Origin of the sequence: Natrialba sp. SSL1, assembly GCF_001861355.1 — an archaeon.
GTDB lineage: Archaea > Halobacteriota > Halobacteria > Halobacteriales > Natrialbaceae > Natrialba.
Genome location: NZ_MASN01000030.1, coordinates 261758 through 282058 on the forward strand (window position 1 = coordinate 261758; position 20301 = coordinate 282058).

The following is a 20301-nucleotide window of genomic DNA, read 5'->3' on the forward strand; positions in this document are numbered from 1 at the left end:
AGTCGGCGTTGGTAGCGGTCCGTGTTGGTGGTGAGGCAGTCGGTGATCGATCTCGCAAAGAGTCCCGGTCACTCTCGTCGTCGCAAACAGAGCGCTCCCCAGGATATCGTGGCATCGTTACGATGCCGTCACACCAGACCGTGAAAAATTCGTCGGCCGTTCGGTGTGTACGGGTAACTGTTTCGGCCCCCTGCTGGCAGAACGTCGTTCGCGGGGCCGGCAATATGATATGAATGGATTTCCTACTGCTCGCCAAGAGCAACTCGACTCGATGTGGTTCGAGGCGACGCGGAAAGAAGAAACTATGACAGAGCAGCATTGGGACGCTGACGAACAGTCGGCGAGACGTCCCGTTGAACGGGCTGGAGCCGAACCAGCGACGGCAATGCACGGAACGAATACAGCATGACGAACGGGGACGCAACTTCGGACACTGAGTCGTGTTTGTGCTTCGGTCTGCGTGTCCCGCGATCACTCGGTGCGATGCTCGTGCTGACAGTGCTGCTCGTCGCTCTCGGTGTTGGGACAGCGGGTGCAACCGACATAGCCGGTGGGCCGACAGCAGAGACGAGCGGATCGACGACTTTCGATGGCCCCACACCATCACTACAGTCGGCTGTGACACAGCAGTGTACCGATTCGTCGGACGGCTACTCGAATACGGTAGTCGTTACGTTCGACGATGAGTACGTTATCACGGGTTCAAGTGCAGATGCAGAGTCGCTGCCCCCGGATCCCGTCGTTTCCGCTGACGATGAGGCGCTGGTCGTCGACCTCGATAGCGGCACCGTTGTGACAGAATCGTGTGAACCGGCCATGGTTGACGGTAATGAAGTCCGCGTCGTGGAGAACGACCCTGATCTCGTCGTCACAGATGGTGTCTACCTCAATGATACACTCGAACTCACCGACGACGGCACGGTCCAGACTGTCAACGGTGGCTCGACAGTCGAGGCGGACGGCGATACTGTCGAGTATACGGAGCACGATACGGTCGACTTCCAGCCCAATATTACCGAGACAAACAGCCCTGGAGAAGGGGAGACGCTCTCTATCACTGTCGAAGTCACGAATCCACACTACGGGTCAGATGACCAGGAACTCGAGCTCTTCCTGCGTGATGGCAACAACGAGATCAAAGAGACGCTGACGGACTCGATCTCGTTAGATGGTGATGACTCGGGGACGGTCACGTTCGACTACGAGACCGAAGAAGGCGACGACATAATCGAAAGCGCTCGTGTACGTACCGAGGATGGTACGGACACGGCCGATGTCACCGTCCACGAGGCCAGCGTCGATGTCGAAATCACCGACGACTGGACGCGATTCCCTGCTGCGGGCGACGAACTCGAGGTTCCCGTCGAAATTACTCGTCACGGCAACATCCCGGACGGCGAGCAGGAGTATATCATCGACTTCCTGATTGACGATTCACACGTCACAACGAGACCTGTCGCACTGAGTCCCGGCGAAGAGACCGTCGAGACGTTCACCTACGAAACCTCGGAGGATGATTCACCATCCGTCGAGGCGACAGTCAAGAGTGGCTACAATTCACACACAGCGTCGGTCGAGGTTCTCGGTCAGGCAACTCACGAAGAGAACGTCGAGGCGGCGTTCACTGATCAGAACGATCCTGACGAAGGCGAGACGCTCGAACTCACCGCCGAGATTGGATACGATCGATGGGACCGAATCCCTGACGAATCGCAGGAATATCCCGTTCAGTTCTACGTCGACGATAAATTAATCGAAAACCGAACAGTCGAACTAGATGGCGACCAACCTGTGACAGAGACGTTCGAGTACGAAACGGAGTCGGGTGACGCGCCACGCGTTGACGCTGAACTGGTCACCCCTGGAACTGGTGCTACTGACAGCCCACGCATTACTGGAAGCGGCTTTGAGGTGACGATTGACGAAATCAACGAGCCAGTTAATGCGAGCGAGGAACTCGTTACGACAGCCGTCATTGAAAACACGGGCGAAATCGAAGGCGAGCAAGAGGTCCGACTCCGGATCGACAGCGGAATCGCAGATCCGGACCGGACATTGCGACAGATTCGTGACCGAACGAACGTCTCGCTCGAGGTCGGTGAACAAACTACCGAACAGTTCGTTTACCGAACTGCTGAGAGTGATGTTCCGAAGGTGGAAGCTGCAATTATAAGTAACAACGACGAGGCGCTCGCAAACGCCACGGTTCGATCCAAAAGCTCCCACTACGAGCCACAGAATTTGAGCGGCGACTACACCAACGACACTGACCGCGAGCTAACTCTCTCTTCAGAGATTAACAACACAGGTACTGAATCCGGCGATCAGTACGTCGAGTTCATGCTCGATGACGAACTCGTCTACGTTGACCGGGTGACGCTCGGTCCGTGGGAGTCGACCAACGTTTCGACGACGATCGATGCCCCAGAAGAGATCGGTGCATACGATTTCTCCGTTGAGACGGACAATGCAACTGCTGCGTCGACAGTCGGTGTTGGTGTTGAAATTATTGATGACGAGCCAGCTACTGATCCCAGTGAGTCAGACGGACCGGATGATTCTGACGAACAGGACGACCAGTCATCTCCATCGTCCGATGGCGAACAGACTAACGAATCCGACTCGACGACTGAGCCACCGGAGGAGGAGGCCGGGCTGCCGTGGTTCCTCATCCTCCTTGGAGTGCTCGGCGTCCTCGTCTCCTCGCTTACCCTGCTCGTCTACCGCAACGATCCGGAGAACTTCCCGCCGGAACCGGCCGCCGTCCCAGGGATACTCGAGGAGGAGGGCACCAAAATCACGAATCAGATCCGCGCGACGAACCTCTCGATGCTCGTCGCGACTGTGAAGGGATTCGTCGGGCTTGGTGCAGGGACGCTGGTCGTCCAGAACAAACTGCCGCGGGCGGCGACGGTGCGCGTGCGGTGTCAGACGGCCGAGGACACGGTCTTCATGCAGGATCTCGAGTTACAGCCAGATGAGCGTCGGACGCTTGCCTCCCTGCCGGACGTGGACCAGTTCCGAGTGGGTGCCGGTGTCGACGATATTACGTCCCACGAAGAGGTGTTCCAGGGTGACAACGGCGACGTTGGTGTCGTGCTTCGGGCTGAAGGACTCGTGATTGCGAATCTGTCGTGAACTGGTTTTGCTAATAGTGCCATATTGAGAAGATATATCCTCTGAATACCATAGCTGGTTGTCTGTTCATCCGCTAGCAGTCACCCCCTCCCGGAAACGGACCCAGACGGCTGCAGCAACTGGGTATGGGAGTCGTGCGTCTCTGTATTCGATATCCAGTTTTGGTATCCTTATTTACTGCTAGAACGCCAACTTGCGTCCGCTCAAACCCAGAGACGCCGCAGTTGGAAATATTGTCCCTTTCTCCGAGCGGTAGTCTCTATTCAAAACATGTTTTCTCATTGCTCAGGGTGCTGTCACTCTGACTGCCTCTATTGTGATCGGTACTCGAGTACCTGATCAGCAGCTATCCAGATCGCTGTGAGAGCGAGAGCGGGGACGGTGGCGGGAAGGGCGAAGGGAAAAAGAAGCAGATCGGGTAGACAGAGTGCGTACTCGAGTACACCGTGGCTCAAGCGAAGCGAAGGAGTGCCAGAAACAGAGCCGACGACATCGCCGCTGGTGTCGAGATTGTCGCTTGTTGAGCTGGGGAGTCGTCGTGACCGGCGTAATTCTAAGGGAGTCGTCGTGACTGACCTGGTCAATCGTCGTCGGTCGATGCGACGCTCGATTCGATTCCGTCGGGTGACGGGCCGCTCTCGGTCAGGTTGCCATCACGCCAGGTGTCGCGCTTGAACCACAGGTACGCAACGACCCCGCCCACGATGTTCGAGATCGGGAACGCGATCCAGAGGCCCATTACATCGAGTGGGCCCGACGCGACCCAGGCGACTGGGAGCCGGATGAACCCGAGCGTTATGAGGGAGACGACGGCTGCGATCATCGTGTGACCGGCACCGCGGAAGCCACCGGTGTAGGCGCGCATGACACCGATGAACCCGAAGGTAAGCCCGGTCACGCGCAGGAAAGTCGTGGTGTGGTCGACTACCGCCGGATCTGGTGAGAAAATGCCGGCGATCGGTCTCGCGGCGAGCATGATGAGTCCGCCACCGATCGTGAGGAGGACGAGCATGGCACGCGCCCCGAAGTGGTTCGTCTCTTCGGCGCGGTCCAGTTCCTCGGCCCCGATGTTCTGGCCGGTCATCGTCTCGATCCCCTGGGAGACGGCGAGCGCCGGGAGGAAGATCACCGAGAAGATTCGCGTCCCGATGCCGTACGCCCCACTAACTGCGTTCGGGAAGGTCGCGACGACGACGAGAAGCAGCGTGATAGAGAGCGAACGGGCCGCACCCTCGACGGAGGCCGGGAGTCCGATGGTGACGATCGTCCGCCCAAACTCGAGATCCGGCCCCATCTCCGAGAGACGGATCTGCACGCCGTGATTGCCGCGGAACAGGATGGCCAGTCCGATCACCAGCGCGACCGCCCGCGAGAATACCGTTGCGACCGCAGCGCCGCCAATCCCCCAGCCGTCGAACCCGGTCGCGTCGAGTGCCGCCGCCTCGAGTCCAGCGAGTCCGAGGAAGCTAAACAGCGGATTCGCCTCGAAGCCGAAGATGAGAATCGGATCGAGGACGATATTGATGACGACCGAGCCGGCCATGACGTACATTGGTGTCACTGTGTCGCCGTAGCCACGCATGAGCGCCATAAAGACTGCAAAGCCGAAGACGGCGAACAGGCCGACCGCATAGATGCGCATGTACTCGACGACCAGCGGCGCGACGGTCTCGTTCACCCCGAGGAGGGCGGTGATGTCGTCGACGAAGACGTATCCCAGGATACCCAGTACGACAGAGATGATGGCCGCGTAGGACATCGTCTGTGAGGCGGCGTACGCGGCACGCTTCTCGTTCCCTGCCCCGGTGTGCTGGGCGACGAGGACGCTCCCTGCAACCGAAACGCCTAGCGCGAGCGAGATCATCAGGAAGACGATCGGGAACGCGAACGTAATCGCAGACAGCGCCTCGGTGCTGTGGCGGCCGAGCCAGAAGGTGTCGGCCAGGTTGTACAGCACCTGAAAGAGGTTCTGGATGATGATCGGCAACGAGAGGTAAAACAGTGGTCGGCCGATCTCACCCGAGGTGAGATCCAGATCTTCCGGTCCCTTGAACAGCGAGTTGACGGATTTTCTGATCCCCATCAGGTGGTCACCTCCGACGGCGTCTCACCGATGAGATACGTCTCGACGTACGTGCGCGCAGCCTCGTGAGAGCGCTCGAGCGGGTGCCGGACGGCGACGTGTCGCGTATGTGCGCCTTTGATCACTGTCGTCAGGAGGTCGGCGGCCAGCGCAGGATCGACGTGATCGTCGAACTCACCCGCTTCGATACCGGCAGCGATCGTCTCGCGGAGTGCCGAGACCAGTGTCGCATCGAACGCACTCAGCGTCTCCTGAATCCGTTCGTCGTACGGTGCCTGCGCGCGCACCTCGAGCATCGCGGTTCGAAAGTCGATGCCCGGTTCATCCTCCGTATCTGCGAGTTGTATCGTGAGCAACTCGTCGAGCCGATCTCGCGCGGTCGGCCCCGATACCTCGTCCAGCCGGTCCGAGTACCGCTCGTAGAGATACGTGAGAAACGCCTCGAAGAGGCGTTCCTTGCTGCCGTAGTGGTAGTGAATAGTCGCCTTGCTCAGGTCCGATTCGGTCGCGATTTGCTGCATCGTCAGGTCCGCATAGCCGTGTTCGCAGAGCACGCGATAGGTTGCTTTGAGAATCGTTCGTTCCGTATCGTCCATTCGAGTACGGTAACTTACTGACCAGTCAGTCAAAAGTGTTCGGAAGCCGGACGACTGCAACAGCCGTCCGGCTACCGGAGTGACTCGACTACTCGGTGAATTCGGGGGCAGATTATCTCGAACGCCGTGAACGGAACTGTAGAACGCCAAACCCGGCGTTACCGGGTGTCTAAGAAGCGTTCAGAAGCTGAGTGGCCAACCGGATTTGAACCGAAGGAAGACGGTCCAGGTCGCTCGTTACATTCGCTCCCGGGCTGCGACTTCCAGGGCTCAATTCCGAGTTCGATTCCATACTGGTGACTCGCGAAATTGCTCGTCACCAGAATATGGGCCAACTCGGATTTGAACCGAGAGCCTCCACCTTATCAGAGTGGCGCTCAACCTGATTGAGCTATTGGCCCGCGTCTGCACTCGGTAGTTGCTCGGTGGGATGTTTAAGCGTTTCTTTCTCCGTGCTCTGTGCGACGCGCTACCGCGCGTGGTGACTGTCTTCGTCGCTGTCATCCGGATTCTCGCTCTCCTCGCCCGCCTCGAGATCGATCGTGGTGCCGTCGGTAGCGCTGTCTCGGCTGCGTCCACCGTCCGTTTCGGAACTGGAACCTGTGTCTACCGAGTAGTCGTCGGTGCCGAGATCGTACGTGCCACCTGCGGTGCCGGTTCCGACACCGGTTCCGGTGGTCTCCTGTGTCGTGCCAGCGCCGCTTGCGTCCGGGTGGCCGTCGTCCGGGAAGCCGAACGTCCAGACGGCTCCGCTCGCGAGGCCGTCGGTCTTCTTGTCGGCGTAGGGGATGACCACGTACCGCTTGAGGGCGGTTCTGATCGGGATCCGAGTGATCGGAACCGCGATCAGGAACCCAATGAGGTCCGTGACGAGGCCGGGTGTGAGCAAGAACGCGCCGGCCGCGATCAGGAGCGCCCCATCGAGGAGCTGATTCGTCGGCGGTTCACCCTGGACGAGCGAACGTTGCATCTTCCGGAGCGTCCTGCGGCCCTCTGCACGGACGAGGAGCATCCCGACGAGGCCGGTGAGGACGACGAGAAGCACCATGCCGACCCAGCCGATGTGGCCCGTCTGACTGACGACGACCGCGAGAAGCACCGCGTCGAGAAACGGGATGAGCAACAGCGCGAAGATCCACCGGAGCATACCGCAATATAGCCAGCGAAGGGTGAAAACCCTTTACTCTCACTACACCTGACGAGCAGGCTCACTGCGACGGCCAGCACGGCCGAACGAAGGGCTTACCCCAGTCACTCACCCACCTCCGGTATGGGTATCGGTATGGACAGTGACCGCGACGACGGAACGCGCGTCGAGTGGCGCGAGTGGGGCCAGGAGGCCTTCGACGAGGCAGCGGAGGCAGAGCTCCCCATCTTGCTCTCGCTCACTGCGACGTGGTGTGACCACTGTCACGAGATGGACGAAGAGACCTACGCAGAACCGCGGATTGCAGCGAACGTCAACGATAGTTTCGTCCCCGTCCGCGTCGACGTCGACCGTCGCCCACGCGTGCGCGATCGGTACAACATGGGCGGCTTTCCCTCGACTGTCTTTCTGGCCCCCGACGGCTCGGTGCTGACCGGTGCGGGCTATCTCGGCCACGACGGCATGCGACAGGTCCTCGACAGCGTCCGCACCATGTGGGACACGAAGGGCAGCGGTGCCGGTCGCGTGCCGCGACCGCTCCGCGAGGATAACCCGCCCGCCGGTGATCTGACGCCGGACGTCGAGTCTGCCATGCTCGGCCAGCTCACCGAGGCGTACGACGAGACCGCCGGCGGCTGGGGCCAACAGCCGAAGTTCCCGCTGCCCGACGCACTCGAGTTCGCCCTGAAGCGTGACCGGGAGATGGCGCTGCGCTCGTTCGACGCGGTCAGCGCGAACTTGCTCGACGAGTACGATGGGGGCTTCTATCGCTTCGCGACGGACCCCGACTGGTCGGGCCTCCAGCACGAGAAGCTGTTGGACTCGAACGGCGCGCTCGTACGCGCGTTCGCGAACGCGTATCTCCTCACTGGGAGAGACGAGTACCGCGAGCCGGCCGCGCGGACGGTCGAGTTCCTGACGACGACGCTCTGGAACGACGCCGTCGACGCCTTCGCGAACAGCCAGGCACCGGGCGAAACGGACGCCCACAGCCTGGATGCGACGGATCGCGAGGCGGCAGCCGAGCCACCGGTCGACGACGCCGTCCTCGCAGGCCCGAATGCGCTCGCAATCGAGGGGCTGGCCACCTATGCGGCCTACACTGACGACGAGCGCGCCCGGCGGTACGCAACGCGTGCACTCGAGACACTCCAGACTGACCTGATCGATGAGGGCGTCGTCACGCATGCTCATCCCGAGACCGTCTCCGACGGCGCTAGTGCAACCGCGCCGTTGCTCGCGAACCAGGCCCGAGCGCTGTCAGCGCTGACGACGGCCGCGAGTGTCTTCGATCTGGATATCCTGTCGACCGCGACCGCCGTCGCCGACGCGACCATCGACCAGTTGCGCGATGGCGACTCGTTCGTCGACGGACCGGAGGCAGGTGCGGGACTCCTCGATCAGCCGCTGCGGCCGCTCGATTCGAACGTCGCGCTCGCCGACGCGCTGCTCGACCTCGCGGCGCTCACCGGCGACGAAACGTACCGCACCGTCGCCCGGGAGGTACTCGCGTCCTTCGCCGGCGCGAGCGATCGGTTCGGTGTCCAGATCGCACAGTACGCGACGGCAACGTCGCGGCTACTCGAGGGGCCGCTCGTTATCGCGGTCGGCGACGAGCCGGGGTCTGACTTGCACCGGGCCGCGTTGCGGATGGCCGACCACGAGAAGGTCGTTGTTCCTGACGCAGCCACGGTCGATATCGAGCCCGGAGTCGAGACAGGCACTGCCCGCGTGATCCTCGGTGACCGCAGTTCGACCATCGCTGAAACTCCAACTGAGTTGAGCGAGGCGGTGCAGTCCGTTCTCGACTAGTCGGGTGCTGAAACGGGCCGACTCGATCCGATCGCAAACCACCACAGCGTTTATGTTTCTCCGGTCGAGTGGACAGTATATGGCCAGCCTCAGGGACCTCGGGCTCTCGGAGTACGAGGCTCGAGCGTATCGAGCACTGTTGAACACCGGTCCGACAACGGCCAAAGAGTTGTCACGCGCCAGTGACGTTCCCATGGGCCGTATCTACGACGTGTTGAACAGCATCGAGCAGTACAATCTCGTTCGAACGCAGACTGCGAGCCGACCGAAGAAGTATGTCGCCGTCGAGCCCTCGACCGCACTCGACCGCCTGCTCGAGGACAAAAAGCGCGAACTCGACGAGAAAGCAGACCAGTACGAATCCATCGTCGACGATCTCTCCGACGAACTCGACGCGGCCGATCCGGTCGAAGAACAGTTCTGGACCGCCGCAGTCGGCCCGGAGGAGACGATCGACCTCCTCTTAGAGCGCCTCGCTGCCGCCGACCAGTCGATCGTCATGGTCGCCGCAGACCCCGTGCCACAGCGGGACATGCAGACCGTCGGCGACGATGTGCTGGCGACACTCGAGGACGCCCTCGATCGCGGTGTCTCGGTCGACGTGTTGATGACGCGCCGACTGGTCAATTCGCTCTCCCAGAACGTCGGCGAGCGGTATCGCTCGACGCTACAGGCGCGTGACGATTTCGACGTGCGGACGAGCGAAGAAGTGACCGGGTCGTTCAACCTCATCGACGACGCCGAGGTCTGTATTCAGGTGCCGAACCCGCTTTCCTCGGGCGACGCGTTCGGCATGATCGACCTCAAAGACCCCGAGTTTGCGGCGAACGTCCACGACGAGTTCGCGCCGCGGTGGGAAGATGCAGAGCCGCTGACGTTCTAACTGCGTTCGCGTTTTGCTTACTCGTCGGCTGCGATTTCCTCGCGCAGCGTCTCCATCTCGACGACGCGCTCGGCGTGGGCGTTGTGCTGGTGGATCGACTCGTCGTTCGACTGCTTCATCGTCACGACTGCATCGTCCGGCAGGTGCTCGAACTCGTCGACCACGCCCTCCGCAAGCGAGCGCACACAGTCCTCGACGAACTTCGCGTCTGCGTGGGCTTCGTAGGTCATGTGGTCCTCGTCTGGGCGCTTGGCCAGGTTGTAGATTCGCGCGCTCATCGAATCCCGCGCGATGTCGATGATGTCGTTCAGGTCCACGTCGGGGTCGCCGCCCGCCTCGACGGTGAGCGTCGCGTGTCCGCGCTGGGAGTGGCCCGGCTGTGGCACTTCCTCCAGGAACTGCGTGATCGTCTCGTCCTCGACGCCGAGGTTCTCGAGCGTCTGCTTTGCGCGCGCCGCGGACATTCCCTGCGAGCACGGACAGACTGTCATTCCGGTTACTTCCGCGCCGATCTCCTCGCGCGTGCCCTCCTCGGTCGCGGTCGCGGCGGCGATGATATCGACGGTGTGTTGGGTCTCGCGGTCGCTCGCCGGCGTCTGCTCGCGGCGCATGAACTCGGCTTCCATCGAGACCTGTGCTTTCGATGTGTAGTCGTGCTTCTCGAGGAGGCGCTCTGCAGCGTCGCCACAGACCTCCTCGACGCGGTAGGCTTCCTCGCGCGTGGCGTCTTCCAGAATCTCGTCGATGACCTCCATGTTGCGGCTCATGTCCGCGCCCTTGCGCCAGGCGGGGAGGTCGACGAAGACCTCGAACTCGGCGGTGAGGACGATCGGGCGCTTGTCCTCCCGGGCGAGTTTGACGAGCTTTTCGACACCGGTGACGCCGACCTGGCTCAGGCCGACGGTAACGTCTGGCGAAGACGCCTGTACGTCCGGCAACTGGTGACTCATTGCTCGCATTCAGGGGAGCGCGCGATTATGCCTTTCGGAACGGACAGTTCACTGGCGAATACCGGCGGACGGCTCGGTTGCGGTGGGGAACGGCGAAACCACTCCAGCACAACATCTCTTTAAGTGCTTCTGGTCACAAGGTGTAGATACGACGGGAGAACGTCGTTCTGCGGATCGCACTCTACACTGTTCTGACTGGAGAGACTGGGCTCCGTATATCGACCAATCACACATCGAGTCCGAACAGTTCTGCGGGGCACACCTTGAGTCTCCACAGGACAGACCATGCGCGGTATCTGTCCAAAATCTGCGTCGGCAGCACTTCAGCGGAGAGCCATCCGGTCCGCACTCGCATTTCACATCATCTCGAACTTATCCCGCCGGTAGAGGTCGATCTCGGTCACGGCGTTTGGCGGTTCCTGCTGTGCGGCGAAGACAACCGCCGCCGCGATATCCGCAGGTTCGGTGATCTCTCCCGGATCGTACCGCTGTTTCGATAACTCCGCCTCGTCGCGATACTCCTTGCCGAACTCCGTTCTAACTTCGGACGGATTGATGACCGTGACACCGATCCCGTCCGGGCCAACCTGTGCCGCCAGACTCAATGCGAACCCGCGAGTCCACCACTTCGTTCCCGCGTAGACCGGACTTCCCGACCGCGGAAACTTCCCCGCAAAACTGCCGACGAAAACGATCGTCCCCGCCGATTTCTCGAGATGCGGAACGGCTGCTCGCGTCGTGAAGAACATGCCGTCGGTGTTGACGTCCATCACGGTCCGGTACTGTTCGGTGTCCAGTTCGTCGATTCCGACGCCGCGTTCGGTTCCCGTTCCCGCGTTGGCGACCACTACGTCGAGTCCGCCGAAGGTGTCGACCGTCTCGGCCACCAGCTGTTCGACCGCCTCTTCGTCCGTCACATCGGTTGGAACGACGAGCGTGTCGACACCGTACTCTGATTCGACATCCGCCGCCAGCGCATCTAACTCATCGGCTCGGCGCGCCGCGAGTGCGACGTTCATCCCCTCGCGTGCGAGTGCCCGAACAGTTTCCCGTCCGATTCCTGCGCTCGCTCCAGTGACCAGCGCCGCCTTTCCATGCAGCGTGTTTTCATTACCCATACCACTGTCCCGTCGGGAACCACCAAAAAGCCTCGAGAAGCCGGAAAGCTAAGCGAGACGACCCTCAACTGCAGGCGGCGACTCGAGTACCGGACGAGATCCCGACAGAAAGAGAAAATAGGTTGTCGATTAACCCGTTCCCATCGTCGTTTAAGTGCTTCTGGTCACAAGGTGTAGCTACGAACGGCACTCCGCGGTCGTGCGGCTTCTTGTCGACTGGCGGCTTCGCTCCCGAGTTGAACGTCCCATGCCAACAGCGCCAGCAGCTTCCCCACGAGTATCAGCGCGTGTTCGAGCCACCGTCGAGCGGCAACTCGAGTGCATCGAGCGCGCCCACGACGTCAAGGTCGTGCTCGCCGTCGCCCGCGGAAGCCACGCCTGGGGTGGTGCGAGTCCAGCGAGCGACTACGACGTTGGATTCGTCTTCGCGCCAACCGATCTCCGGCAGTACGCACATCTCGAGCAGCCCGACGAGACCCTCGTCACACAGTACAGTGGCGAGGACGATGTCGACTACCAGGGCTGGAGCGTCCGGACGTTCGCGGACCTGCTCGCGGGTTCGAACGACGGTGCCCTCGACCTCGTTCGGAGCCCCATCCAGTATCGAGTCGCGTGTGAGCCGTCCGTTCTCGACGAACTCCGGGCGTACATCGAACACACGTACAACCCGATGGACCTCTACCACGCTTACCGCGGGATCGCGGCGAGTAACTACCGGAAGTATATCTCACACCACCTCGTGCGTACGGACGACGAGCTATTTCCTATCGTGGAGAAGCGTGCGGATAGCTACGTCGTTGAACGAGCGACCGGAGGTGAGTGCGACGACACGGCGGGCGACGACACGACGAGCGGCGACACGAGAACCATGACCGTCGCTGCAGACGACGAACGCTTCACCGAAACGCAGACGAAACCCACCGTCAAGCGCAATCTCACGATCTATCGCGCGGCGATGGCCGCACGCTATCTGCAGGCGACTGGTGAGCGTGGGGAGGCAGGTGACGGCCCCACTATCCCCACCAACTCCACCAGCCACGACCTCCCAGCACTCGAGTTCGAACAGTTTCTCACCCAGCAGGCACCAGCAGTCTTCGACGCTGAACGAATCGAGCGCGCGCAGGACTTGCTCGAGCGAAAGCGCCGCGGCGAGGGCGAGGAGGTGGTCGGCGATATCGTAGGTCGCGAGTTCGCCCACCCGCCGGTCGATATTGAGCCGGCGATTCACGCGCGTTCGGGCCCGGAGCCGGCGCGGCTGGACGAATTCACCGACGAGTTGCTCGCGGCAGTTCTTTAAGTGCTTCTGGTCACAAGGTGTAGATACGACGGGTCACCGACGCGCTGTTTTGCGTCGGTTCGTTCGAATCGGGTAGCCGGTTGGCTGTCCATCGACTGTCCACCGCCGTTCGTCCCGCGCCGGCAACGATTCTTTAAGTGCCTCTGGTCACAAGGTGTAGCTACGAAGGGCATTTTGCGGGACGACTACGCTTGCGGAGCGGGTGCGCTGGTTTCCGTTCGACTCGAGTACGACGTGACGAGTTACCAGCAACCAACTACCAGCTACCAGCTCTCGAAGAGCTGTCAGATCGTCTGTCAGTCGTCTTGAAACGCGCCGCAAAACGAGCGAGCCTTTTTCTGTCTCCCTGTCTGAGCGACAGACAATGTACGACGACGGTGCCGACCCCGGTCCAGTCCCCGAACGGGCGGGAGCCGTCACTGCCCGCCCTGATCACCCCGGAGAGCCACCAGAGCGCCCGCTGGAGAGCCGCCCCGGCGCGGGGACGCTCTCCCGTACGGCCGCGAGGCGAGACACGACGGTCCGCCAGTGGGGGATTGTCACGCCGAGTGCGACCGTCATCGGCCGCGCGGAATCACCCGATGCGGACCTCTCGGAGAGCGTTCGGCGGCTCCACGACGAACAACACGCCGCCACCCCGGGTTACAGCGAGCGTGCCCACCACCTCGACCGACTGCGGACGACGCAGGCGCTGTGTAACGCACTCGAGCTCACCCCCTGGCAGCGAGACCTCGCGCTCGGCGTCATGGACGAGATCGACCTGACGGAGTTCGGCAGCCAGCGGGCGATTCCCAAGGTCGCACTGGTAGTGATCCGCCACGTCGTCGATCTCGACCGCCGGGCCTATTTCGGACTCGACGATATCGACGCCCAGACGCTGTCGGCTGATCGAATGGACGAACTGTTCGGCCAGTACCGTGCTCACGACATTACCGACGAGCCGACGTTCAAACGCCTCGCAGCGGATCACGGCCTCGATACGACGAGTCTGAACCGCCTGCGCCGGGTGCTGAAGTCCCAACTCGACGACGAACTGCCGGCGTACGGACGGAACCCGTACCGGGATCCGAATCTGCCGGCTGCGACCGACGCGGATGCGAGTGGAGATGGGGACAGCGATATGGGCAGTGCTCCGGATGAAACGGCGAACGAAGCGCCGGGGAGCGGTGAGGATGGCGATACGGCCGGCGATGGGACGAGCGATTCCGGACCTGATACCGACCTCGATCCTACCACCGATACTGACTCCAGTGGCGACACACGACCCAACTGACCTACCGGCGCGACACATCGACCACCTGCGTCTGTGCCTTCCTCCCTGTCTGTACGTTCTTGCACGTTTCCTTTCGCGTCTACACGACAGACGGTGGTCCTTTCCCGCCAGCCACCCAATGGCAGCCAATGAGTACCGACAGCGGTAGCGGTGCCGCGGACACCCTCGTCCTGTACGCCGACTACGTCTGCCCGTTCTGTTACCTCGGCACGCGCACACTCGAGCAGTACCGCGAGACGCGATCAAACCCACTCGAGATCGACTGGCGACCGTTCGATCTGCGTCGTGGGAAGCGCAATCCCGATGGCTCGATCGATCACGACGCCGACGATGGCAAGGACGACGAGTACTTCGATCAGGCTCGTGAGAACGTCCGGCGACTACAGGAACGGTACGACGTCGAGATGGCACAGGAGCTCGCCATCGAAGTCGACTCACTGCCAGCCCAGCAGGCCTCCTGGTACGTCTCGCAGGAGTACCCAGAACAGTGGGCGGCCTTCGACGAAGCCATCTACTCGGCGCTCTGGCAGGACTGTCGCGACATCGGCGAGACCGACGTTCTGACCAATCTCGCAGCCGACGGTGGGCTTCCAGTCGAGGAAATTCGATCGGCGCTCGACGATACCTCACTTCGGAGCGAACTCGAGGAGCTGTTCCAGACAGCCCAGCAACGCCGGATTACCGGCGTGCCGACGTTCGTCGTCGATGGGACGGCCGCACGCGGTGCCGTCGCACCGACGCAACTCGCTCAGTTGGTCGAGTCGGGTAACGACGCTGAGAAGCTATGAGAGAGAGGGTGAACGGGCGACTACCAGTGTGAACGGGCAGAGACCGGTGTGAACGCCCACAGAAGGTCACCGTGACCGGCTCGACCGAAATCGTAGTCACTCGAGTTTCTCGAGTGCGGCGAAGAAATCGGACTGGGGACCGACGAGCGTCGTCGGTTCGGACGCGGTGGTGACGGTGACACTCACGGGCGGCTCGAGTTGCTGGCGGTCGCGGCCGTCGCTGATCACGAACGCGGTTGCTGCGTCCTCGACGGTGATCGTGATCGTCGCATCGGCGTCGACGACAAGCGGCGGTCGGCCGTCCGCAGCGGCCATCTGTGTGACGATGAGTGCGTCGGCGTCGGGGTGGGCGAGCGGGCCACCCTCGCTCAGGTTGTACGCGGTCGAGCCGGTTGGCGTCGAAACGAGGACGCCGTCTGCGTGTCCGGAAACGTACTGTCGGCCGTCGACAGCGACACGAATCGTTGCGCCGCCGCCGTGGCCTCGCCGCGGGCCGTGAACCACGATTTCGTTGAGTGCGGGTTCGAGCGTCCAGTTGGGTTGGGGTCCGGTGTCAGTTGATTCGGTTGCGCCCGTGGGTGCAGTGGCTCCATCCTCGCCACCAGCACCGGCTGGTGTCGCCGTCAATCGCCGCAGCGTTCGCCGCTGTGTCTCCAGATCGTCCGCTGCATGTAGCTGGGAGACGACATCGGGGACGATATCCAGCGCATCCGACGGTGCAACGGCATTGAGAAACCCAACCTCACCAAGGTTGACACCGAGAATCGGCGTCTCGCCAACCTCACGGGCGACGAACAGAAGCGTTCCATCCCCGCCGATACTCACGACGAGGTCGAACTCGGCCATCGCCGCGACGGGGACGCCGGGCACCGAAACGTGTTCGGCAGTCAGTTCGTCGACCGTGACGGTCGTCTCGACGGCGGCCCGGTTCTCGAGTGCAGTCCGGAGCGCTGTCACGAGGTCGTATGCTCGGTCGTTTGCTCGCTGGGCGACGATGCCGACATCGACGGTGGCACTCGAGACGTCTGCCATCGGTTCGAGTACCGCGGCCGTCGGCAAAAAGTCACGCCTGGAATCGAGAATTCGAGGACGAAGCGTGGGACCGAACCGCGGCTGCGTATGAACGGTCGGTGAAGCAGTGGGGCCGAAGTAAACCCTGACTAGGCGTTCGTTTGCAGCCCATACTTTTCCGAATCCGAGGGCACCAGCGAGTATGGCACAGCGCACGACAGTCGATCAGCCACAGTCACGGGACGAGCTTGCGGCCTATTTCGAGCAGCTTGCTGCGGAGTTCAGAGCCGGCGGCGAACACGTCGATATCGACGTTGGAAACAAGACGGTGGCACTTTCCCCGCCAGAAACGGTCGAGACATCGATCGACGTAATCGAGCGGTCGACGATGTTCCGAGGGAACCGGGAAACGGTACGGATCGAGTTGAACTGGAAACCGGAACAGTAGCTGTCGGTTTCATCGCTTTCGTCATTGCCGTGTTCGGTTGTTTCAGTCGTTTCGGTCGTTTTCGTCGGTTCTGCCGGTTCGGTTATTTCCGCCGTTTCCGTCGATAGCGTCGATCACCCAGTTCCAGGTACCTTCGTTGCTCTCACCACCAGTCATGTTGGTTCCGCTGGGAGAACAGCGCCTGAGAGGTAGATTAATATGAATACAGTCGATAGTGTGGTGAGATGCGTCGCTCGATCGTCATTGGAGCCATCCTGCTGGTAGCCACCATCGTACTCATCGGTGGCCCCTCACTCTTGTTCTCGCCATCGACAAGCGACGTGGCCCCCGAAACGGAGGACGAACCGACCCCTGAAATCATCACGTTCGACGACAGCGACAGTGGCTTCTGGCCGTATCTCAACGCCCGAGAGGCCCACGAACAGCGCAGCCCGCTCAACGTCGTCGTCCGCGGGGAAACCGAGACGATCGTTCAACTGCTGACCGCCTACGGCGGCGGTGACTGGGAGGAAACCGATCACGACCACTTCGATACGGACGACCTCGTCGGGTTCGCTCAGAACGAGAGTACAACAGACTCACAGACTCCCCCGAACTCGAGTACGACTGCACAGACCGAGACGGATGGCGGGAACGACACAGCTGAGACGAGCGAGGATGGCGACAGCTCGACCGGCGTCGAGCGCACTGAGAGTACGGAACCGACCGAAACTGAGCCCGAAAACGAGTCCGAGGCGGGCCACGAGCACGCGCTTCGCCCCGTCTCACCGACGGATATCCCGTGGTCGCAGGCCGACGGTGCGACCCGTTTTGCCTACCTCGACCCGGGCACAGACGAGCAGGCCTACTGGACGACCGAGACGCTGCAACTCGAGGACGGTGAGTACTACGGCTACCGGTATCACATCCGACTCTACGAGAGTCCGAACCCCGACGACCAGTGGGTCGTCATGCAAACGCACTCCGAACACTTCGACTGGTTTACCCTGCGACACCGCGTCGACGGTGTCGAAGGTGCGCAGTTGCGTCTCGAACAGGATCTGATGGCGATCCCGGGGGTCGACCAGCAGGAGGATCTCCAGCGGATCTACCTCGATAACAGCGGCCCGTCGGATGCCGACGGCTGGGCGACGAAGGTCGATCTGACGTTCTCACCTGCGCTCGTCGTGCCGTTGCTGCTCGGAATGCTCTTGCATCGCCGAACCGGTATGCGGTTCCGCAATAGCGCGCGGAGCGGGCAGAGCGAGCCTAGTACTCGTGGCTGGTCACGGCTGTCCTCGATCGACCCACGGGAACGCCCGCATGACGACGGGAAGCGACCAGCACAGCGGATCGAGGGGCAACTCAGTGCCGAACTCGACGAGCACCTCACCGAGAGCGATCGGGAGCGACTCGCCGCCGCCGCAGATCGAATCGAGGCGCGCCACCTGATCCTCGCGGGGACGATTCTCACGATCATCCTCGGCGTCAGGATCCTCGGCATCGCCGTCGATCGGACGCTCTCGTTCATGACCGTTCATATGATCGCAGCGTCGCTCTACCCGCTCATCGCACTCGGATTGCCGATTGCGACGTACGTGATCGCGAGCGGACTCGAGCGCCGACTCGATGCGGCGCTCGTGGCATCGACCTCGCTCGCGGTCGCTATCTGGCTCGATTATAGCCTGCTCGGCGTCGACGTACTGCCGCTCGACGTGATCGTCCAGCGGATGCTCGTCGTCGTTGCACTCGGGCTGATCGCCGGTGGCGCGACACGGCGGGCAACGCGCGAGAGCCGGTTCAACGACATGCTCCTCGTCGGTGCCGGCACGTGGGTACTGGTGCTCGTCGGGACGCTGTTCGGGTATCTGTGATCTCGGTTCGCTTCAGAAGTCACTGAACACACTGCTGTTATCCCTCTTTCCGAAGAGTTTTGGCTCCCAGAACGGTGGATAGGTGACCACTCGTCCACCAATTACCTGTGTGGACAGGATATTAGACACCTGTCCGCGTATGGCTGAGTATGATTGATCCACGACTCTCGGAAGCCGAACTCGACCAGCACCACGACCACATTACGACGTTTATTCGAAAGCAGATCGACACGGCAGGCGTCGATGGCGCTGTCCTCGGTCTCTCGGGTGGGATCGACAGCACACTCACTGCCCACCTCGCTGCGGACGCACTCGACGCCGAGAACGTACACGGCCTCGTCCTCCCTGCTGTCGTCAGCGGCGACGAGAACATGAGCGACGCAGAACGAGTCGCTCAGGAACTGGGACTCACGTACGACGTCATCGAAATCGAGCCGATCGTCGACTCGCTGCTCTCGGCGTATCCCGAAGCCGAAGGTGACCGCGAAGCCGTCGGCAACGCTCGTGCCCGTGTTCGGGCGGTCCTCAACTACCTCGTCGCAAACCACGAAAACCGTCTCGTACTGGGGACAGGCAACCGCAGCGAGGCTGCCGTCGGCTACTTCACGAAGTACGGTGACGGCGCGGTCGACTGCCACCCGATCGGGAACCTCTACAAGGCGCAGGTCCGCCAACTCGCGCGCCACGTCGGCGTCCCCGAGGAACTCGCCGCCAAGCCCGCGACCGCAGAGCTGTGGGCCGATCAGACTGACGAGGACGAGATGGGGCTGAGCTACGAAACGCTCGATTCCATCCTCATCGCACACGTCGATGGTCCACTCTCGGTCGCCGCGACCTGCCGCGAACTCGATGTCGAACCCGAAACCGTCGAACGCGTTCGCGGGATGTACGAACACAGCGAACACAAACGTCAGGTTCCGCCGTCACCAGACCCCCTTTTCTGAACCGCCGGACGGTTTGTTTCTCACCGTCTGCTGTCCGCTCTCCGGAGCCCCGCCTCGCCATCACGAGCCGTCCGACTGACCAGCGCCAGCAGCTCACTCCAGCACCGACTCGATCTCGTCCGCGTGCGCAGCCACCAGATCCGCGAACGCATCCGCCTCGCGTCGCTCCTGTTCCGCCCGCTCGCTGTCGTCGCGAAGCCGACGCTTCAGCACACTCACCGTCTCGCTCGGATTCTCAGCGATCGATGCGGCGACCGTGCGGGGATCATCTTCGATCCGCGAAATAAGCCCCATCCGAAGCGCCTCCTCCGCATCGACGGTTCGTCCGGAGAGCGCGAACTCGAGTGCGTTGCCCTCACCGACCAGTTGCGGGAGCCGGGCGGTGCCGCCCCAAGCGCCAAAGAGGCCGAAGGTAACGCCGGGTTCGCCGTACGTTGACGCGGGCGTGCCGACGCGAACGTCACAGGCCAGGGCGAGTTCGAGACCGCCGCCCATCGCGGGGCCATCGATGCCGGCGATGACGACCGCCGGAGAGGTTTCGATCGCACGGGCAACGCGCTGGCCGAGGCGGGCGAACTCGCGGGCTGCATCACGGTCACCGTCGAGATCGGCGACGGCGGTGAGGTCTGCGCCGGCGCAAAAGGCGGGCCCGCGGCCGTGGAGATAGATGACTGCGGGGGCGTCTGTACCCGCTGAAAGCGACTCGACCGTGGCGGCGAGGGACTCGAGTCCGTCGACCGTGAGGGCGTTTCGGGCCTGGGGGCGGTCGAGGGCGATCGTTCGGATGTGAGAGTGATCGGGGGGAGTGGATTCGTGAGAGGGGGCGGGGTCGTCGCCCGTACGAGAGCCATCGGTGTCCGCACTAGCAGCGGGGTCCAGCCCATCGAAACTGTCGATCATGGCGAGAGTCGATCCGGCGTTTCCAAAGGTCTTTGCCTCCGCCCTCGTAACGTCCCGCTA

At 62.1% G+C, this 20301-nt stretch carries 16 protein-coding genes and 1 tRNA gene; 9 read left to right on the forward strand and 8 right to left on the reverse strand.

Annotation, left to right across the window (positions count from 1 at the left end):
* Positions 1 to 405 precede the first annotated feature (405 nt).
* Entirely contained in the window at positions 406 to 3138 is a 2733-nt protein-coding gene (locus tag BBD46_RS09315) for a hypothetical protein (RefSeq protein ID WP_071401435.1), read from the forward strand.
* Between the two features lie 580 nt (positions 3139 to 3718).
* Here the strand turns inward: BBD46_RS09315 and BBD46_RS09320 are convergent.
* The 4 genes from BBD46_RS09320 to BBD46_RS09335 form a co-directional block, all read right to left on the reverse strand.
* Positions 3719 to 5221 (reverse strand): MATE family efflux transporter, encoded by a 1503-nt coding sequence (locus BBD46_RS09320; RefSeq protein WP_071401436.1) that lies wholly within the window; start codon positions 5219 to 5221, stop codon positions 3719 to 3721.
* Positions 5221 to 5817: a TetR/AcrR family transcriptional regulator gene (locus tag BBD46_RS09325; RefSeq protein ID WP_071401437.1), complete on the reverse strand. Its 597-nt coding sequence runs from the start codon at positions 5815 to 5817 to the stop codon at positions 5221 to 5223. Before BBD46_RS09325 ends, BBD46_RS09320 begins: the two co-directional genes overlap by 1 nt.
* A gap of 327 nt (positions 5818 to 6144) precedes the next feature.
* Positions 6145 to 6218 (reverse strand) — tRNA-Ile (locus tag BBD46_RS09330).
* Between the two features lie 68 nt (positions 6219 to 6286).
* A complete protein-coding gene (locus BBD46_RS09335; protein ID WP_071401438.1) occupies positions 6287 to 6964 on the reverse strand; it encodes an FxsA family protein in 678 nt (225 codons plus the stop codon).
* Between the two features lie 123 nt (positions 6965 to 7087).
* Between BBD46_RS09335 and BBD46_RS09340 the strand changes: the two genes are divergently transcribed.
* Both BBD46_RS09340 and BBD46_RS09345 read left to right on the forward strand, forming a co-directional pair.
* The gene (locus BBD46_RS09340; protein ID WP_071401439.1) at positions 7088 to 8776 is read left to right on the forward strand and encodes a DUF255 domain-containing protein; all 1689 of its coding nucleotides are present in this window, start codon (positions 7088 to 7090) and stop codon (positions 8774 to 8776) included.
* A 79-nt stretch (positions 8777 to 8855) separates the two neighbouring features.
* On the forward strand, positions 8856 to 9659 hold the full coding sequence (locus BBD46_RS09345; RefSeq protein ID WP_071401440.1) for a TrmB family transcriptional regulator: 804 nt from the start codon (positions 8856 to 8858) through the stop codon (positions 9657 to 9659).
* Positions 9660 to 9676: 17 nt separating this feature from the next.
* On the opposite strand, the gene mptA is transcribed toward BBD46_RS09345, so the two are convergent.
* Both mptA and BBD46_RS09355 read right to left on the reverse strand, forming a co-directional pair.
* A complete protein-coding gene (gene mptA / locus BBD46_RS09350; RefSeq protein ID WP_071401608.1) occupies positions 9677 to 10609 on the reverse strand; it encodes a GTP cyclohydrolase MptA in 933 nt (310 codons plus the stop codon).
* 356 nt (positions 10610 to 10965) lie between these two features.
* A complete protein-coding gene (locus BBD46_RS09355; RefSeq protein ID WP_071401441.1) occupies positions 10966 to 11727 on the reverse strand; it encodes an SDR family oxidoreductase in 762 nt (253 codons plus the stop codon).
* 247 nt (positions 11728 to 11974) lie between these two features.
* Between BBD46_RS09355 and BBD46_RS09360 the strand changes: the two genes are divergently transcribed.
* The 3 genes from BBD46_RS09360 to BBD46_RS09370 all read left to right on the forward strand — a co-directional run bounded on the left by BBD46_RS09360 (position 11975) and on the right by BBD46_RS09370 (position 15085).
* The gene (locus BBD46_RS09360) at positions 11975 to 13024 is read left to right on the forward strand and encodes a nucleotidyltransferase domain-containing protein (protein ID WP_071401442.1); all 1050 of its coding nucleotides are present in this window, start codon (positions 11975 to 11977) and stop codon (positions 13022 to 13024) included.
* A 364-nt stretch (positions 13025 to 13388) separates the two neighbouring features.
* Positions 13389 to 14297 carry a DNA-directed RNA polymerase subunit epsilon gene (locus tag BBD46_RS09365; protein WP_071401443.1) on the forward strand — a complete coding sequence of 303 codons (909 nt, stop codon included), beginning with the start codon at positions 13389 to 13391 and terminating at the stop codon, positions 14295 to 14297.
* A gap of 128 nt (positions 14298 to 14425) precedes the next feature.
* Positions 14426 to 15085, forward strand: a complete 660-nt coding sequence (locus tag BBD46_RS09370) for a DsbA family oxidoreductase (protein ID WP_071401444.1) — start codon at positions 14426 to 14428, stop codon at positions 15083 to 15085.
* Between the two features lie 96 nt (positions 15086 to 15181).
* On the opposite strand, the gene BBD46_RS09375 is transcribed toward BBD46_RS09370, so the two are convergent.
* Positions 15182 to 16117, reverse strand: a complete 936-nt coding sequence (locus BBD46_RS09375) for an NAD(+)/NADH kinase (RefSeq protein ID WP_071401445.1) — start codon at positions 16115 to 16117, stop codon at positions 15182 to 15184.
* 181 nt (positions 16118 to 16298) lie between these two features.
* On the opposite strand from BBD46_RS09375, the gene BBD46_RS09380 reads away from it, so the two are divergent.
* The 3 genes from BBD46_RS09380 (at position 16299) to BBD46_RS09390 (ending at position 19341) form a co-directional block, all read left to right on the forward strand.
* Positions 16299 to 16544 carry an amphi-Trp domain-containing protein gene (locus BBD46_RS09380; protein WP_071401446.1) on the forward strand — a complete coding sequence of 82 codons (246 nt, stop codon included), beginning with the start codon at positions 16299 to 16301 and terminating at the stop codon, positions 16542 to 16544.
* 224 nt (positions 16545 to 16768) lie between these two features.
* Positions 16769 to 18397, forward strand: a complete 1629-nt coding sequence (locus tag BBD46_RS09385) for a hypothetical protein (RefSeq protein WP_071401447.1) — start codon at positions 16769 to 16771, stop codon at positions 18395 to 18397.
* A gap of 149 nt (positions 18398 to 18546) precedes the next feature.
* On the forward strand, positions 18547 to 19341 hold the full coding sequence (locus BBD46_RS09390; RefSeq protein WP_071401448.1) for an NAD+ synthase: 795 nt from the start codon (positions 18547 to 18549) through the stop codon (positions 19339 to 19341).
* Between the two features lie 93 nt (positions 19342 to 19434).
* Here the strand turns inward: BBD46_RS09390 and BBD46_RS09395 are convergent, their stop codons facing one another.
* A complete protein-coding gene (locus BBD46_RS09395) occupies positions 19435 to 20241 on the reverse strand; it encodes an enoyl-CoA hydratase/isomerase family protein (protein ID WP_071401449.1) in 807 nt (268 codons plus the stop codon).
* Positions 20242 to 20301 lie beyond the last annotated feature (60 nt).

What these genes read in the sequence shown, in the direction of transcription:
- BBD46_RS09385 (WP_071401447.1), top strand. Translation starts at nt 16,769, where the DNA reads ATGCGTCGCTCGATCGTCATTGGAGCCATCCTGCTGGTAGCCACCATC.
- BBD46_RS09335 (WP_071401438.1), bottom strand. Translation starts at nt 6,964, where the DNA reads ATGCTCCGGTGGATCTTCGCGCTGTTGCTCATCCCGTTTCTCGACGCG.
- BBD46_RS09395 (WP_071401449.1), bottom strand. Translation starts at nt 20,241, where the DNA reads ATGATCGACAGTTTCGATGGGCTGGACCCCGCTGCTAGTGCGGACACC.
- BBD46_RS09340 (WP_071401439.1), top strand. Translation starts at nt 7,088, where the DNA reads ATGGGTATCGGTATGGACAGTGACCGCGACGACGGAACGCGCGTCGAG.
- BBD46_RS09355 (WP_071401441.1), bottom strand. Translation starts at nt 11,727, where the DNA reads ATGGGTAATGAAAACACGCTGCATGGAAAGGCGGCGCTGGTCACTGGA.
- BBD46_RS09320 (WP_071401436.1), bottom strand. Translation starts at nt 5,221, where the DNA reads ATGGGGATCAGAAAATCCGTCAACTCGCTGTTCAAGGGACCGGAAGAT.
- BBD46_RS09360 (WP_071401442.1), top strand. Translation starts at nt 11,975, where the DNA reads ATGCCAACAGCGCCAGCAGCTTCCCCACGAGTATCAGCGCGTGTTCGA.
- BBD46_RS09375 (WP_071401445.1), bottom strand. Translation starts at nt 16,117, where the DNA reads ATGGCAGACGTCTCGAGTGCCACCGTCGATGTCGGCATCGTCGCCCAG.
- BBD46_RS09365 (WP_071401443.1), top strand. Translation starts at nt 13,389, where the DNA reads ATGTACGACGACGGTGCCGACCCCGGTCCAGTCCCCGAACGGGCGGGA.
- BBD46_RS09345 (WP_071401440.1), top strand. Translation starts at nt 8,856, where the DNA reads ATGGCCAGCCTCAGGGACCTCGGGCTCTCGGAGTACGAGGCTCGAGCG.
- BBD46_RS09325 (WP_071401437.1), bottom strand. Translation starts at nt 5,817, where the DNA reads ATGGACGATACGGAACGAACGATTCTCAAAGCAACCTATCGCGTGCTC.
- BBD46_RS09380 (WP_071401446.1), top strand. Translation starts at nt 16,299, where the DNA reads ATGGCACAGCGCACGACAGTCGATCAGCCACAGTCACGGGACGAGCTT.
- mptA (WP_071401608.1), bottom strand. Translation starts at nt 10,609, where the DNA reads ATGAGTCACCAGTTGCCGGACGTACAGGCGTCTTCGCCAGACGTTACC.
- BBD46_RS09370 (WP_071401444.1), top strand. Translation starts at nt 14,426, where the DNA reads ATGAGTACCGACAGCGGTAGCGGTGCCGCGGACACCCTCGTCCTGTAC.
- BBD46_RS09315 (WP_071401435.1), top strand. Translation starts at nt 406, where the DNA reads ATGACGAACGGGGACGCAACTTCGGACACTGAGTCGTGTTTGTGCTTC.
- BBD46_RS09390 (WP_071401448.1), top strand. Translation starts at nt 18,547, where the DNA reads ATGATTGATCCACGACTCTCGGAAGCCGAACTCGACCAGCACCACGAC.